Below are 15,785 nucleotides of genomic sequence, written 5' to 3'. Positions count from 1 at the left end.
TCGTGTCATCAAGGCAGTCGCGCCACGCCTATCCCCCGCGGGCAAGAAATCAGCGCGGGCGGCAACCCCATGTCATCCCCGGCGGGTTGCGCAGCAGCCCGGGAAGGGGGATCCAGGGAACGACGCCGACAGCCTGCCAATTCGCCTAGATGTCGTCGAGCGGATACAGCGGTCGCGTCACGTTCACGAGCTTGAGGCGGCGCAGGTTGCAGGCGCTGGCGCCGGGGGTGTCGCCGGCCAGGATGCGTGCGGCGAAGGGGGTGTAGGACACCCGGAAATGCGACGGGGACTTGGCGAAGGCGAGCGCGGGATAGCGCAGGTCGAGGCCAAAGGCCGTGTAGACGCCCGTGTCCCATTCAAAGCCGCCCAGGCTGCGCAGGACGAGCCGGATCGCGCCGATATGAAGGACGACGGTCGGCCCCTGGTGCGTCTCCAGCCCGGCGGCGCCCGCGTCGCGCATGACATAGGTGCCGTCCGAGAGGCTGCGCACGATGCCGGTGATCTCGACCGGCTCGCCCGCCGACAGGGAATGGCCGACCGAGAGCGTCACCGTCGCGCCGGGGCCGGCGGCGAAGGCTTTCTGCACCGCGGGCGCATCGCGCAGGGTGACATAGGTCATGCGCGCGGCCTTGTCGGCGCCAAGCGCCAGCAGCCGTTTCAGGATGGTGGGGTCGTCGGCGGGCGCGCCGCTGGTCGGCGCGTCACCGCCATCCCCGACGACGGTGAGGCCGGGGGAACTCAGTCCGATGCGGATGACCTCGTCGATGGGCGTGAGATCCGGCTCGAAGTCGCCGCGCGCCGCCCAGGCGAGATCGGCGAGGTGGTCGGCCGCGCCCTTCGCCGCCGCGCTGTCGCCGTCGGCGCAGACAAGGGCCGCGAAGCCGATGTCCGGCACGTCGAGCCACGGCTGCACCGGGAACAACGAGGCGTGCAGCACATGAGCCTCCCGCTCCTCCATGTGACGCGCTTCCGCGACGATCGATGTCAGCGGCCCGTCGTCGGTCCGGCAGCGTACGGGGCTGAACAGGAGCGGGCGTTTGGCGAAGGCCATGACCGGGCGGCGGCGTCCGGCGAGGACCTCCATCATCAGCTCCGCGACGCGCGCGCCCGTCTCGAACATGTCGATATGCGGGTATTCCCGGTAGCCGATGAGGAACGTGTCCGGCTGCAGCATGCGTTGGGTGATATGGCCGTGCAGGTCGAGCGACACGCCGATGGGCAGGTTCGGATGGGCCGCCCGCACGCGCTCCAGGATTTCGCCTTCGGCATCGCCGTTGTCCGCGACGGCCATGGAGCCGTGCAGCGCCAGCAGGATCCCGTCGAGGGGGCCTGCGTCCGCAAGGCGCCGCAGCAGCTCCCCGAGAATGGTCTCGAAGCAGTCGCGGGTCAGCGCTCCGCTCGATGCCGCATGGGTGGCGAGGAGGGGGACAGGTGTGGCGCCCGCAGCGGTGAGAACGCTGAGGAAGCCGGGAACCTCGACGCGGGCTGTGCCATAGCCCGTGAGAACATCGGCACCGCGTCTGAGATAGTGCGCCTCGAAATCGGCGACCGTCGTCGGCGTTGGCGAGAAGGTGTTGGTCTCCTGCATGAAGCAGCCGACGGCTATTCTTTTGCCAGCGCCATTCCCGGTCATCACGCGCCCCCGCTCGCTGTCAGCTGCCTTTACAAGCTCATCTGGCTCTTGACGTCCCGCGCCGCGCCGGCGACGGCGGCGAGTGTTTCGTCGATCACCGCGTCGTCATGTTCGCTCGACAGGAACCAGGCCCCGCGTTCCAGCGCGCGCACGCCGCGTGCCAGCAGCGCGGTGGTGAAGGCTATATAGGCCTGACGGTTGATACGGGTGAGATCGCGATAGTCGCGCGCCGGCTCGCTCAGCCCGAAGGCCACGTGGAACACTTGCGGGAAGCCGGCGACGACGGCCGGGATGCCGGCCTCCGCCAGGGTATCGCGCATGCCGTCCATCAGGCGGGTGCCACGGTTTTCGAGCGTGGCGAACAGCTCCGGGGTCAGCGCCTGCAGCGTCGCGACGGTCGCCGCCATGGACAGGCATTGCGCATTGTAGGTGCCGCCATGCACCACGCCGCCGGTCGCGAAGAGATCGAGCAGGTCGGCGCGGCCGGCCAGCGCCGCCACGGGGAAGCCGTTGGCGATGGCCTTGCCGAAGGTGGCGAGGTCCGGCGTCACGCCGAAGCGCTTCTGCGCGCCGCCGGGCGAGAGGCGGAAACCGGTGATCACCTCATCGAAGATCAGGATCGTGCCTGTCCGGGTGCAGGCTTCGCGCACGCCCTCCAGATAGCCCGCCCCCGGGTGGATGGCGCCCGCGTTGCACATGGCCGCTTCCATGATGACGCCGGCCACGTCTCCCTTCGCGAGCCGCGCTTCAAGCCGCTCCAGGTTGTTCCAGGCCATCACCTCGATGCCGCCCGCGGCCTCGGCCTCCTGGCCGACACTACCCGCGACCGGCACGGGCGCGTCCTCGGGGCCGGCCGCGTTGAGGGCCGGCGCTGTCGACCACAGGATGTTGTCGAACCAGCCGTGATAGTGACCCTCGAACTTGAGGATGATGCGGCGGCCGGTCGCGGCGCGCGCCAGCCTGAGCGCGCCTTGCACCGCCTCCGACCCGGACGAGCCGAAGCGTACGCGCTCGGCGCAGGGCACCATCTCGCAGACAAGCCGCGCGGCCTCCGTCTCGACAGCGCTCTGCCCCGCGAAGAGGATGCCCGTGTCGGCCTGCGCCTTCACCGCCTCACGCACGCCAGACGGGCTGTGGCCGAGGATCATCGGCCCCATGCCGAGGTAGTAATCGATCAGCCGGTTGCCATCGATATCGAACAGGTAAGGGCCCTCGCCGCGCTCGAAAACGAGCGGCGTCGGCGCGATGCCGAGACGGAAGTTGCTGCTGACCCCACCGGGCAGCCATCGCATGTTGTCCTTGATCTGCCGGGCTGAACCATCGAACGAAAGGGGCGGACGGGAGGAAGATGTGATGGCGGACACGGTCGGCGTTTCCCACGGTTGTGCATCGTGAGCCAAGCAGACCAAAGCTCCATTTTCTTGTAAAGGAACATTGGTTTCGTCGGGCGGAAAAATCTGGTATCGCAGTTGCGCCCTGTCGGACGAGGACGAAGACCATGCCAGCAACGCCCAACAACTACATCGTGCAGCCCGTGTTCAAGGCGCTGAAGGTGCTGGAACTGGTCGCCGAGAAGGGGCATGACGTCTCGTTGACCGAGGTGGCCTCCGAGCTGAAGATGCCCAAGACCACGGTTTTCCGCTATCTGCAGACCCTGACGGCCGCTTCGTTCCTGCGTCATGACGCGCAGAAGGATCGCTACGGCGTCGGCGGGCGTTTCCGCAGCCTCGCCCGCATCGACAAGAGCCTGCACGGCTTGAGGACGCTGGCCCTGCCGGAGATGCAGCGGCTGCTCGACATCTTCAACGAGACGATCAATCTCGCCATCGTTTCCGAGGGCCACGTGGTCTATGTCGAGATGCTGGAAGCCAAGCGAGCGCTCAGAATGCAGGCCCGCCTGGGCGATCGCCATCCCATGCATTCGACGTCGCTTGGCAAGGCGATCCTGGCTTTCCTGCCGGAGGATGAGCGCAGGAGTTTTCTGGCGACGCCCCTGGATTTGAAGACCATCAATACCGTCACCGACCGGGGCGCCCTGTCGCGGCAGCTCGCCGATATCAGGCGTCGTGGTTACGCCATCGAGACCGGCGAGAACGAGGACGGATCCATGTGCATCGGGGTGCCGATCTTTGATGAGGACGCCTATCCCGTCGCTGCGCTCAGCCTCTCGGCGCCCGAGCGGCGCATGAGCACCGAAATCACGGTGGAGGCGGTGGCCATGTTGCGCAAGGCGGCGGCGGCGGTTTCCACGGCGCTCGGCTATGTTCCTGAGGCGCCGCCACTCGCCTCAGCCACCGGCTGAAACCCAAGGTTTTTTGATTTCTGTTTCGTGTGAGGAAACATGGCGTTCTTGACATGAACTGGAGCCAGTCCCTAGCTTCGAACCAAGAGGCCCGTCCGCGCATGGCTTGAAATCAAGGGCGTCCCGGATGGTCCGAGCAGCAGAGGGAACCTTGGATCATGGAAACGATACGACGTTCTTTGACGACGCGGCGGGGGTTTCTGCAATCGGCGGGAGGTGCCGCGGCCCTGGCGGCCACAGGTGGGTATCCCGAGTGGGTGTTCGCGCAGACACGCAGTGGCGTGCTGAATGCCATGCTCAACGTGGAGCCGGCCACCCTCAACTACGCGCTGCTCAATACCAGCGTCATCCAGTCCGTATGTGGATCCATCAACGAGTCGCTTCTGCTGTTTGACTGGCAGTTGAAACCGCAACCTAATCTTGCGCGCAGCTTCGACGTCTCGCCCGACGGCCTTGTCTATACTTTCGAGCTCGAGCCGGACGTTAAATGGCATGATGGCAAGCCGTTCACATCCAAGGATGTGGTGTTCACCTGCGCGAAGATGCTGCGTGAGCTCAATCCACGCAGCCGCGCCGCGATGGATCGCTGCGAATCCATTACGGCGGAAGGTGACCACAAGGTTGTTTTCAAGCTCAAGGAGCCTTTCAACGCCTTTATTCTGGCGTTCATGGCCTCCACGGGGCCGATGATGCCGGCTCATATCTACGAGGGCACTGATTTTCGCAATAATCCCGCGAATACGGCGCCGATCGGTACTGGCCCCTTCAAGTTCGCTCAGTGGTCGAAGGGTAATTTCATCAAGCTGGTACGGAATGACAACTATTGGCGCAAGGGCCAGCCCGGGCTCGACGAAGTGAATTTCCGCATCATCGCTTCGGCCGAGCAGCGCGCCGTGGCGCTGGAGACGGGCGCGGTCGACATGGCCTTCGGCGATGATCTCGACCCGATCGACGTGCCACGCTTCCGTGACAATCCAGGCCTCGTCATGGTGCAGAATGCCTATGACGCCGTTGGCGAGATCACGCTGATGGAGATCAACCAGCGCACGGCGCCGTTCAACGATCGCCGCTTCCGGGCCGCGATCATGCACGCGATGGACCGCAACTTCCTGGTCGATCAGCTGAATTTCGGCCTCGGCCGTGTGGCGGACAGCCCCATCTTTTCCACTGTCCCCTATTACGATCCCAAAGCCCTCACCCAATACGAATTCTCGCCCGCCAAGGCCAAGGCATTGTTGGACGACATGGGGCTGAAGCCCGGCGCGGGTGGAGTCCGCCACAAGTTCTCGGTTTTGATGCTCCCGAACCAAGATGGTCCGTGGCGTCGCGCCGGCGAATATTCAAAGCAGGCGCTCGCGGATGTCGGTCTCGACGTCGAGCTGCAGTCCACGGACGTCGCCACGTTCTACAAGAGAAACGGTGACTGGGACTACGACGTGATGTGGAACAGCTACGGACAGTTCGGTGATCCGGCCATCGGCATGTCGCGCTTCTTCCTGTCGAACAATATCCGTAAGGGCGTTCCCCAGACGAATACGCAGGGCTATTCCAACCCGAAGGTCGATGATCTCCTGCAGAAGGGCGCGACGGCCGTCAAGCGCGAGGACGCGCAGGCCGCTTACAGCGAATTGCAGAAGATCCTGACCGAGGACGTCGCGATGTTGTGGATGTATGAACGCCGCAAGCCGCTCTTCCACACGAAGAAGTTCAAGGACGTGGTGTTGGGGCCGAACGGCCCTTGCGACGGTTTCGGTGCCGCCAAGCCTGCTTAGCGTGTCCGGCGGCTCATTCCGCGAAGCGGGACTATCTTCGTGAAAGTCCCGCGCATGTCGTCTGTGCAGGCAGCCTGCCGGCCGCGCCTGCTTTTCCCGTTCGCGTTTCCCACGAGGAGAAAGAATGTCCACGAGAGCGACCTTTCTCGCGCGTCGTGTTGTGCAAGCCGCGATGGTAGTCGTTGGCGTGGTATTTCTCTCGTTTTTCCTCGTGCGGCTCGCGCCGGGCGATGCGGCGATGGCGATCGCCGGTGAGACTGGCTACAGCGACCCGCAATATGTAGCTGATCTCAGAAAGGAGTTTGGCCTCGACAAGCCGGTCCTCACCCAGTTCGGCATCTACCTCGCCAAGGTCGGTGTCGGTGATCTCGGCTTTTCCTATCAGAAACGGCAACCCGTCTATGATCTCATCATGGAGCGACTGCCGGCGACGCTTCTGCTCGCCGGTGTCGTCATCGTCGTCTCGCTCGCGATCGGTATCTTCGTCGGCGCAGTCTCCGCGAAATACGCCGGGCGGCTTGTCGACGGCGTCCTGCGCGTCTTTCTGATGGCCTTCTATGCCATGCCGTCCTATTGGCTGGGTCTCGTCCTCGTTCTCACCTTCTCTGTCCATCTCGGCTGGCTGCCGGCCTTCGGCATCGAGACCATGGGTGGGGACCCGGCGCCGATGGCGCGGGCGCTCGATATCGGACGGCATCTCGTGCTGCCGGCCCTGACGCTGGGCCTCTTCTTCGCCGCGATCTATGCTCGCCTGACGCGCGCCGCGATGCTCGAAGTCGTCAATCTCGATTTCGTCCGCACGGCACGCGCCAAGGGCATCTCGGAGACGCGCCTGTTCATACGCCACGTCCTGCGCAACGCGCTCATTCCCGTCGTCACCTACGCGGGCCTGCAGACGAGCGCCCTGGTCGGTGGAACGGTGCTGGTGGAAACGGTGTTTTCCTGGCCCGGGATCGGGCGGCTCGCCTATGACGCGCTCATCGCGCGTGACAACAATCTGCTCATCGGCATCTTCATCTTCACCTCGGTTCTCGTGGTGCTCTTCAATCTTCTGACCGATCTCCTCTACGTGGTGCTGGACCCGCGCATGGAGCTCGGCAAATGAGCGCCCTTCGCCGCTTCCTGCGCAATGCGACCGCCGTCATCGGCCTCCTTGCTTTTCTCGGCATCCTCGCCTTCGCGCTGCTCGCGCCGGTGATTTATCCCGGCAATCCGCTCGCCATCGCGGGTGCGCCGCTCAGGCCGCCCGGCTCGCCGAATCTCATCGCGGGCAGCGACATGCTGGGTCGCAATGTTGCGGCGGGCCTCGCCTATGGCGCGCGCGTCTCGCTGACGATCGGGCTCCTGTCGGCCTTGCTCGCCATCGTCATCGGCGCGGTGCTGGGTGCGCTCGCCGGCTATTTCGGGCGCTGGATCGATGACGCGATCATGCGCTTCACGGAGTTCTTCCAGATCATCCCGAGCTTCATCCTGCTCATGGTGCTGATCGCCCTGATGCGCCCGAGCGTCACGGCCACGATCTGCGGTATCGCCCTGATCAGCTGGCCGCAGGTCGCGCGCATCGTGCGCGCCGAGTTCCTTGTGCTGCGACGGGCCGAGTTCGTTGAGGCGGCCCGCGTCCAGGGGTTCTCGACGGCGCATATCATTACCCGCGAGATCGCCCCGAATGCCCTGTCGCCCGTGATCGTGATCGGCTCGATTCTCGTCGCCAATGCCATCCTGACGGAATCGGCGTTGAGCTTCCTCGGCCTTGGCGATCCCAACCTCATCAGCTGGGGCTACATGATCGCCGCGTCACGCTCTGCCATGCGGCTCGCCTGGTGGACGACGGTGATGCCGGGCCTCTGCATCGCGCTGACGGTGCTGGCGCTGAACCTCGTTGGTGACGGCCTCAACGATGCGTTCAACCGCCGCCTCGGCGAGGGTGGACGGGCCTGAGGGCGGCCGCGGGAAACGCGCCGCGATCCCTCCCCTCAAGGGAGGGTGGCGCCGCAGCGCCGGGTGGGGACCTTTCAATGTGAGAGCCTGGTGGTTGGGGTGAGCCCCACCCGACCTCGCTGGCGCGAGGCCACCCTCCCTTGAGGGGAGGGATCGCGGCGGGTCGCAAGCGCGGGGCCCGCAACTGAACCTCAGTGATCAAACGGCCCCGAGGTTTCAGCCGCCGAACAACTGCTCCAGCAGGCCGCGCTGGCGTGGCGGCTGGCGCTGTTGCGGCTGGGCTGCCAGACGGTCGCCGCCCACGGAGCCGGGCGGCACCAGTGTCACTTCATCCTCAGCCGTCACGCCCTGGTTCGCTGCCATCTCCCCACCCATGGACTGGTAGTTCGGCGTCGACGGCTGGTAGCGGATGCCTGGCAGCGGCACCGGCTTCTCGCCCTGGATGGCGACTTTCATGTAGCGGCTCCAGACCTCGACGGGCAGGTTGCCGCCGGAGGCACGCTTGGTCGGCGAGTTGTCGTCATTGCCGATCCACACGCCGGTGACGCCCTTGCCGGTGAAGCCGATGAACCACGCATCGCGGTAATCCTGCGACGTGCCTGTCTTGCCGGCCACTTCCCAGCCCGGGAGCTGGGCGCCCTTGGCGGTGCCGATGGTGACGGCCTCGCGCAGCATGCCGTTCATCATGCCGAGTTGCGCGGGCTCGATGACGCGGCCGAGATCGACGGCGGTGCGCTTGTACAGCACCTTGCCGTCAGCCGATTTAACGGTCTTCACCGCATAGGGGATGACGCCGATGCCACCGTTGGCGAAGGCGTCGAAGGCCGCGACGAGCTCGATCGGCGTGACCTCCGAGGTGCCGAGCGCGATCGACGGATTGGCCTGCAGCGACGAGGTAATGCCGAGCCGCTGGGCGGTGCGGACCACGGCGCGCGGGCCCATCTCCACCGCGAGTTTCACCGCAACGGTGTTGATGGAATAGGCGAGCGCCGTGGCGAGCGTGATCGGGCCGTTATAGCGCCGGTTCGCGTTCGCCGGTTGCCAGCCACGGATATTGATGGGCGAGTCCTCCCGCACCGTGTCCGGCGTCAGGCCGTTCTCAAGGGCGGCGAGATAGACGAAGGCCTTGAACGAGGATCCCGGCTGCCGCTTCGCCGTGGTCGCGCGGTTGAACTGGCTGTCGGAATAATTCCGTCCGCCGATCAGCGCGCGGATGGCCCCATCGGTCGCCAGTGACACGAGCGCGCCCTGGCTCGCCTTGTACTTGGCACCCTTCTGATCGAGCTCCTCGACCAGCGCGCGCTCGCCGGCAGCCTGCAGGCGGTTGTCGATCGTGGTCTCCACGACGATGTCCATGTCGACTTTGCCAACATAGTCGTCGAGCACATCCATCACATAATCGGCGGCATAGTTGGCCGAGCCGGCGCCCTTGGCCTTCACGGCCGTCGCGGGGGCGAGGACTGCGGCTTTGGCGGCCTTCTCGGTGATGAAGCCGCCATCGACCATGGCCCCGAGCACGACCTCCGCGCGGGCCCGCGCGGCCTGCGGGTTGCGGCTCGGCGCGAGACGGGACGGCGCCTGAACCAGGCCGGCGAGCATCGCGGCTTCGGCGAGCGAGACCTCGCTCGCGTGCTTTCCGAAATAACGCAGCGCGGCCGCCTCGACGCCATAGGCGCCGGCACCGAAATAGACACGGTTGAGATAAAGCTCGAGGATCTGGTCCTTGGTGTAGGTCTGCTCAAGCCAGAGCGCGAGGATCGCTTCCTGGATCTTGCGCGAAAGGGTCCGTTCCTGTGTCAGGAACATGTTCTTGGCGAGCTGCTGGGTCAGTGTCGAGCCGCCCTGTGCCACGCCACGGCTGCTGACGTTGCGGAAGGCCGCACGGGCGATACCGACGGGATCAACGCCGAAATGGCTGTAAAAGCGCCTGTCCTCGATGGCGAGGAAGGCCATGGGCAGATAGGGCGGCAAGTCGTGGATGGCGATGGTCTGGCCGCCCGTGTCGCCGCGGTTGGCGAGCAGCGAGCCGTCCGCCGCCATGATGGCGACATTGGGGGGGCGCTTCGGAACGGTGAGTTCCGACATGGGGGGCAGCTGCGCGAAGTGATACGCCACGACACCGGCAAGTCCGACGACGCACCACACGGCGAGCACGATGAAGAGGCCGAAAAGGCGCCCGAGGAAAGACCGCTTCCGCCGTTTCCGTCCTTTTCCAGCTCCGCCGCCACGGCCACCGCGGCCGTTGCCGCCACCGGAACCACCCTTCTTACGCGGGGACGCTGCCATCGTACTATCCTCGGTGCGGCTGTAGTCGCCGGGGTCGGCACCTCTGTCGTCGCTCATCATGGTGACGTCGAAATCCGGCGCCCCCGCGAATCGCTGTGGAGCTCCGAAACCGGTGTCGGCAGCGAACGAAGGCTCCCTGCGTCCATCCGATTGCGTCGCGCGCTCGGCCTTGCGGCTCCGTGGCCCCGACGCGCGGTCCCGGGACTCATGATCGCGGACTGACCCGCCGGGCCGATCGCCGGGCGATAGCACGATATCGCTGTGTCCCCCGTAGACGCGCTCTTCGCGCGCGAAACCGGACCGGGCATTCCCGCGCGGCTCCTGCCGGCGGCGCGCCTCAAGCCCCCGTGAGCGCTGATCGTGGTAAGAATCCGCCTCATCATCCGGGTCGTGCCCGCGGCGGTCGAAGTCCCGCATGTCCTGTCCTCGAGCATTGATACCGGTGCGTCCGGGCCGTTGCACGGTCGCTACCATTGTCCCCGCCGTTGACCAGGCGCATGGCTCCTATCGGCTCGTCCGCCGGCGCAGGCAAGGCGGTCCCGCGCATGGCGCACGAATTCACCTTACATTTCCGACAATCCACGAAAGGCATCGTAAATGTGGCAGATTAAGGGGCTGTTACCCGGAATGCCCGGTGCTGATGAAGTTTCTTGAAACGGTGTGACCTTGCTGCTTGCGCGAGGCGTTTCCGTGCCGCAGCATATCAATCCCCGAGTCGACATATGGCTGTATCCTAGTCCGTCCGGCCCGGAGTTGCAGGGCCGAATGAACACGATCATTTTTGTCAACTCGCTGCTCTTCGGCGGCGCCGGGCTTGTGGCCATTGGCATTTTGTCCAGCCTGATGGCCTCGCGTTTTGGCGCCCCCTTGTTGCTGGTCTTCATCCTGATCGGCATGGTGGCGGGCGAGGCCGGCCCCGGCGGCATCCTCTTCGACGACTACCGGGCCATGTATCTCATTGGCTCGCTGGCGTTGGCCATCATCCTGTTCGACGGCGGGCTCCGCACCCGGCTCGCGAGCGTGCGCGGCGGTGCGGCTCCGGCGATCCTGCTCGCCACGGTCGGCGTCGTCATCACGGCCGGGCTCACCGGTCTTGTGGCTATGCCGCTCCTCAACCTGAATTATCTGCAGGGTTTCCTGACCGGCTCGATCGTCGCGTCCACCGACGCAGCCGCTGTTTTCTTTCTCATGCGGGCGCGAGGACTGCAGCTCAGGCGCCGGGTGAATGCCACCATCGAGGTCGAATCGGCGACCAACGATCCCGTCGCCGTCTTCCTGGTGGTGCTGCTCGTTACCCTTATCGGGGCGCAGGGACATGCCGGGCTTGATTCGGAGATCGCCAACATCCCGCTGCATCTGATGCGCCAATGCCTGATCGGCGGAGGCCTTGGCATCGGGGGCGGGCTCGCCATCGCCTGGCTCATCAATCGCGTCACCCTGCCGGCTGGCCTCCACCCGCTGTTCGTCATCTCGCTCGCCGTGATGATCTACGGGCTCGCCGGTATTCTTGATGGCTCGGGCTTCATTGCCGTCTATCTCGCCGGTCTCGTCGTCGGCAACCGTCCCGTGCGCGCCTTCGCCTCGATCCTGAGCTTCCACGACGCGGCGACATGGCTCTGCCAGATCGTCATGTTTCTCGTCCTCGGCCTGCTCGTCTCGCCCGAGAGGCTGATGGCGCATGCCTTGCCCGCGCTCGCCGTCGCGGCTTTTCTCATGCTGGTCGGCCGCCCCGTGGCGGTGTGGCTCTGCCTGACGCCATTCCGCTTCAGCCGCCAGGAAAAGACCTTCGTCTCCTGGGTCGGCCTGCGGGGCGCCGTATCGATCTTCCTGGCCGCGATTCCCCAGCTGACGCAGGTGCCGGACGCGGAGCTCTATTTCAACGTGGCCTTCTTCGTCGTGCTGGTCTCGCTGCTCGTGCAGGGCTGGAGCGTAGCCTTCGTGGCGCGTCACACGGGCGTCGCCCTCGCTGATCCGGCTCCGGAGATCAGCCGCGTGGAGATAGACCTGCCGGGCAAGGTTGATCTCGAGATGGTCGGCTACCCGCTGCTCGCCGACAGTCCCGTTATCCAGCGGGGAACCTTGCCGTCCTGGGCGCGCGCGGTCCTGATCGTGCGCAACGATTCCGTGCTGACGCCGGAGGAGGCGGGCGTGCTCAGCGTCGGCGACTACGGCTATTTCCTGGTCCCACCGGATCGCATCCGGCGGCTGGACCGCTTGTTCGCTGCCTTCGAAGGGCACCAGAGCCGTGCCATGTCGGCCGTGTTCACCTTTTCGCCGGACATCAAATTCGCGGATCTCGCCAGCGCTTACGGCGTCGAGCCGGATGAGGGCCTTCAGGGCCTGACCTTGGGCGCGATGTTCGCCGATACCTTCGAGGAGGGCGTACGCGAAGGCGATCGTCTAGACATCGGCAACATCACCCTGATCGCCCGCAGCGTGCGTGATGGCGTCGTGACGGCAATCGCGCTCATCGTTGGTGATACCGCCGAGGATGCGCCTCTCGCGCAGTCGCGGATCGTCGCGCCCACGCTCGCGCGGATCCGTATCGCCGCGCAACGCACGGCCAATCGCATCGCGGAGGTTGTACACCGCCGTCGATCAGGCCGCGTTCCGTGAAGGCGCTGTTATCGCGAAGGGGGAGACCATCGCATCCTTGCCGTGCGTCACGACGGCGATCGAATGGGGAGGCAGGGCTTGCCAGCCCTCCCGGCGCATTTCCAAAGGTTCGGACGCGAAAATGACGGCCTTTGGCCGGGCGAGCATGTAAAGGCTGGGCGGGTGGTCGTCGCAGGCGGTGCGCACGGCCCAGGTGGTCTGACCGTCTGAAAGCGTGGCGGTGAAACGCAGCGGCGTGGTGATGCCGGCCGTGAGCATGGTGCTCTTCACGAGGGCGAGAACATCGGTAAGCGCTTCCCTCGGCGCCATGCCGGTCTCGATGCGCGCCAGCGTCAGCAGGAACAGGACCTCGGAATCGGTCGTCCCCTGGCGCATGTCATAGAGGCTGTCGGGAAGGGCGGCCTCGAGCTGGCGCTTGATGCGGACGTAGTCGCCGATCTGGCCGTTATGCATGAACAGCCATGGGCCATGGGAAAAGGGGTGGCAGTTGGCCCGGCTCGTCGCGGTACCGGTCGCCGCGCGCACATGGGCGAAGAACAGGGGCGAGCGCACCTGCGCGCAGAGCGATCGCAGATTTTCGTCGGACCACGCCGGTCGCAGATCACGAAAGATGCCGGGGGTCGGCCGCTCGCCATACCAGCCCAGCCCGAAGCCGTCCCCGTTGGTTTCCGTCTTGCATTCCATGGCATGCAGAGACTGGTGGATGAGCGAATGGTCGGAGGCGCAGATCAGATCCTCCAGCAGCACCGGTTCACCGTGGTAAGCAAGAAAGCGGCACATTCCAACGGACCCTTTCGCGCGTCAGCGCGGCAGAACCAAACCTCGACAGGCGCTCGCCGCCATGCGCGGCGTCGTCCTGCGGGCCTCCATGATCGCGAATCACGCTGTCTTGTTGCCAGCGTCTCACGAAAGCCTTAACCAGAGTAGCCGCTAAGCTTGCGGCAATGCCGGCATCAAACAGCGATCAGAACAAGAGGGCGCCTTGAAAAGGGGCATAATCGTAGCAGCGAGCGCGGCTGTTTTCCTGGCCAGCACGTTTCCAGCCACCGCCGCCGAACTCGATGGCTCGTCGTTGGCGCTGCTTTGGGCCACGCCCTTTGTCGGGATCCTCCTGTCGATCGCCCTTGGACCGCTGCTTTTTGCCCATGTTTGGGAGCATCATTATGGCAAGATCGCGCTTGTCTGGGGTATTTTAACGGCGCTCCCCCTCGCCTTGATCAAGGGCGCGGATGTCGCCTTCGAAGCACTCATCCATACGGCGCTCCTCGAATATGTCCCGTTCATCGCGCTGCTCTTCGCGCTGTTCACCTGCGCCGGTGGCATTCTGGTTCGCGGCAACCTGCGCGGTAGTCCGGGCACGAACACCGCCATCCTCGCCATCGGGGCAGGCCTCGCCAGCGTCATCGGCACGACGGGCGCCGCCATGGTGCTGATACGACCTCTGTTGCGCGCGAACGATGACCGTCGGCACAATGTGCATGTCGTCGTATTCTTCATCTTCCTTGTCGCCAATATCGGCGGTTCGCTGACGCCGCTCGGTGATCCGCCGCTCTTCCTGGGCTTCCTGCGCGGGGTGGATTTCTTCTGGACGACGCAGCATCTCCTGCCCGAGACGCTGCTCTTGGTGGCTATCCTGCTCGTGGTGTTCTTCCTGCTGGATTGGCGCCTCTACAAGCGCGAGGACATCGGTCCCCGGTTGCGCGATCCGACCCCCGAAAGCCGCCTCGGGGTCGAGGGCCTGGCGAACTTCGGCCTGATTGGCGTGATCATTGCGGCTGTTCTCGTCAGCGCGACCTGGAAGCCGGGCATCACCTTCGATCTCCCCGGCGCGCGGGTCGAGTTGCAGAATGTGCTGCGCGATGTCGTGTTCGTGCTGGTGGCGCTGGCCTCGCTTGCGCTGACCCGGCAAGGCATCCGCCAGGCCAATGGCTTCAGCTGGGGCCCCATCCTCGAGGTCGCCAAGCTTTTCGCCGCGATCTTCACCTGCATGATCCCGGTGATGGCGATGTTGCGAGCCGGCTCGTCCGGCGCATTCGCGCCGTTGGTCAGCCTCGTGACCGCGCCAACGGGTGAACCCGTGCCGGTGGCCTATTTCTGGCTGACCGGGCTCCTCTCCTCGTTCCTCGACAACGCGCCGACCTATCTCGTCTTCTTTGAGCTGGCGGGCGGCGACGCCCAGCACCTCATGCGCGAGGGCGCGCTGACCTTGACGGCGATCTCCGCCGGTGCCGTCTTCATGGGGGCCAATACCTATATCGGGAATGCGCCGAATTTCATGGTCTATGCCATCGCCCGCCATCGCGGCGTCAAGATGCCGAGCTTCTTCGGCTACATGCTATGGTCGGGCGGCATCCTGATTCCCGTGTTCCTGCTGGTGACGGTGTTGTTCTATCTGTGAGGTGAGCGGTCATGTTTGGACGGCCAATGGCGAAATCTCGCAAGCTGCTCCAGGCGATGGCCGAGGTGGGGACCGCCGCGGAAAAGGCCGCCAGGCTCACAGTAAGAAAGGCCGCGAGGACAACGGCCAGACACGCCGTCGAGTGCACCGCGCTGGGGGTTGGCGTCGCGCTTGTGCTGGCGGCCGGGCCGGTTCGGGCCGAGAGCATCGCGCCGACGCGGACGTTCTCGGGGGAGGACGACTTCGTGAGCCGTCTGGAAGCGCTGGCGCTGTTGCAGACCCTCAATGCCGAACTCCTCAGCAACCCAAGCGCCACGTTGACGCTGGAGCGCTGGTGCGCCCGACACCAGCTCGCCTCGCCGGCGCGCGTGGTCGCGCGTCTGGTGCGCGGCGCCGACAAGGCGGCGACGGCGGCGATCAGGCAGACGCTCGGGGTGGGGGAGGCAGAGCCCGTCCGTTATCGGCGTGTCCAGCTCGTGTGCGGTGATTTCGTGCTGTCGGAGGCCGACAACTGGTATGTGCCAGCCCGGCTCACGCCGGAGATGAACCGGTTGCTCGATGAGACCGACACGGCCTTCGGACGAGCGGTGCAAGCGCTGCAGTTCCGACGCCGCACCCTGTCGGCGCGCCTGCTCTGGACGCCGCTTCCGGATGGGTGGGAAATGGTGAGACGGCCTGTGCAAACCCCGGAGATCGTCGCAGGCGCTCTTGCCATTCCGACCGAGGTCATACGGCATGAGGCCGTCCTGAGCGTGCCCGATGGCACGCCCTTCAGTGTCGTCGTCGAGACCTATACCGACAAGGTGCTCGCCTTCCGGCGGCCGAGTGACCGTTAGAACG

General features: G+C 65.4%; 11 protein-coding genes. 7 read left to right on the top strand and 4 right to left on the bottom strand.

Annotation, left to right across the window (positions count from 1 at the left end):
* Nucleotides 1-145 precede the first annotated feature (145 nt).
* Both KIO74_RS14920 and KIO74_RS14915 read right to left on the bottom strand, forming a co-directional pair.
* Entirely contained in the window at nucleotides 146-1,633 is a 1,488-nt protein-coding gene (locus tag KIO74_RS14920) for a M81 family metallopeptidase (protein ID WP_213332628.1), read from the bottom strand.
* Between the two features lie 29 nt (nucleotides 1,634-1,662).
* A complete protein-coding gene (locus tag KIO74_RS14915; RefSeq protein WP_297258550.1) occupies nucleotides 1,663-2,997 on the bottom strand; it encodes an aspartate aminotransferase family protein in 1,335 nt (444 codons plus the stop codon).
* A gap of 134 nt (nucleotides 2,998-3,131) precedes the next feature.
* On the opposite strand from KIO74_RS14915, the gene KIO74_RS14910 reads away from it, so the two are divergent.
* The 4 genes from KIO74_RS14910 (at nucleotide 3,132) to KIO74_RS14895 (ending at nucleotide 7,645) form a co-directional block, all read left to right on the top strand.
* The gene (locus KIO74_RS14910) at nucleotides 3,132-3,935 is read left to right on the top strand and encodes an IclR family transcriptional regulator (RefSeq protein ID WP_213332627.1); all 804 of its coding nucleotides are present in this window, start codon (nucleotides 3,132-3,134) and stop codon (nucleotides 3,933-3,935) included.
* 158 nt (nucleotides 3,936-4,093) lie between these two features.
* Nucleotides 4,094-5,707: an ABC transporter substrate-binding protein gene (locus KIO74_RS14905; RefSeq protein ID WP_213332626.1), complete on the top strand. Its 1,614-nt coding sequence runs from the start codon at nucleotides 4,094-4,096 to the stop codon at nucleotides 5,705-5,707.
* 124 nt (nucleotides 5,708-5,831) lie between these two features.
* Nucleotides 5,832-6,812, top strand: coding sequence for an ABC transporter permease (locus tag KIO74_RS14900; RefSeq protein ID WP_213332625.1), 981 nt, complete (start codon nucleotides 5,832-5,834; stop codon nucleotides 6,810-6,812).
* Nucleotides 6,809-7,645: an ABC transporter permease gene (locus KIO74_RS14895; protein ID WP_213332624.1), complete on the top strand. Its 837-nt coding sequence runs from the start codon at nucleotides 6,809-6,811 to the stop codon at nucleotides 7,643-7,645. Before KIO74_RS14900 ends, KIO74_RS14895 begins: the two co-directional genes overlap by 4 nt.
* 216 nt (nucleotides 7,646-7,861) lie before the next feature.
* On the opposite strand, the gene KIO74_RS14890 is transcribed toward KIO74_RS14895, so the two are convergent.
* Nucleotides 7,862-9,991: a PBP1A family penicillin-binding protein gene (locus tag KIO74_RS14890; protein WP_213335312.1), complete on the bottom strand. Its 2,130-nt coding sequence runs from the start codon at nucleotides 9,989-9,991 to the stop codon at nucleotides 7,862-7,864.
* A 705-nt stretch (nucleotides 9,992-10,696) separates the two neighbouring features.
* On the opposite strand from KIO74_RS14890, the gene KIO74_RS14885 reads away from it, so the two are divergent.
* Entirely contained in the window at nucleotides 10,697-12,547 is a 1,851-nt protein-coding gene (locus KIO74_RS14885; protein WP_213332623.1) for a potassium/proton antiporter, read from the top strand.
* On the opposite strand, the gene KIO74_RS14880 is transcribed toward KIO74_RS14885, so the two are convergent.
* Nucleotides 12,530-13,327: a class II glutamine amidotransferase gene (locus KIO74_RS14880; protein ID WP_213332622.1), complete on the bottom strand. Its 798-nt coding sequence runs from the start codon at nucleotides 13,325-13,327 to the stop codon at nucleotides 12,530-12,532. The two genes, KIO74_RS14885 and KIO74_RS14880, sit on opposite strands and share 18 nt — an antisense overlap.
* Nucleotides 13,328-13,529: 202 nt before the next feature.
* Here KIO74_RS14880 and KIO74_RS14875 point away from each other — a divergent pair, with 202 nt between their 5' ends.
* Nucleotides 13,530-14,945 (top strand): sodium:proton antiporter, encoded by a 1,416-nt coding sequence (locus KIO74_RS14875; protein WP_249731000.1) that lies wholly within the window; start codon nucleotides 13,530-13,532, stop codon nucleotides 14,943-14,945.
* A 26-nt stretch (nucleotides 14,946-14,971) separates the two neighbouring features.
* The gene (locus KIO74_RS14870; protein WP_249730999.1) at nucleotides 14,972-15,781 is read left to right on the top strand and encodes a hypothetical protein; all 810 of its coding nucleotides are present in this window, start codon (nucleotides 14,972-14,974) and stop codon (nucleotides 15,779-15,781) included.
* Nucleotides 15,782-15,785 lie beyond the last annotated feature (4 nt).

This window comes from Chelatococcus sp. HY11, from assembly GCF_018398335.1.
GTDB lineage: Bacteria > Pseudomonadota > Alphaproteobacteria > Rhizobiales > Beijerinckiaceae > Chelatococcus.
Note: the sequence above shows the minus strand (reverse complement) of the source record. Positions and strands in the feature narration are given on the sequence as shown.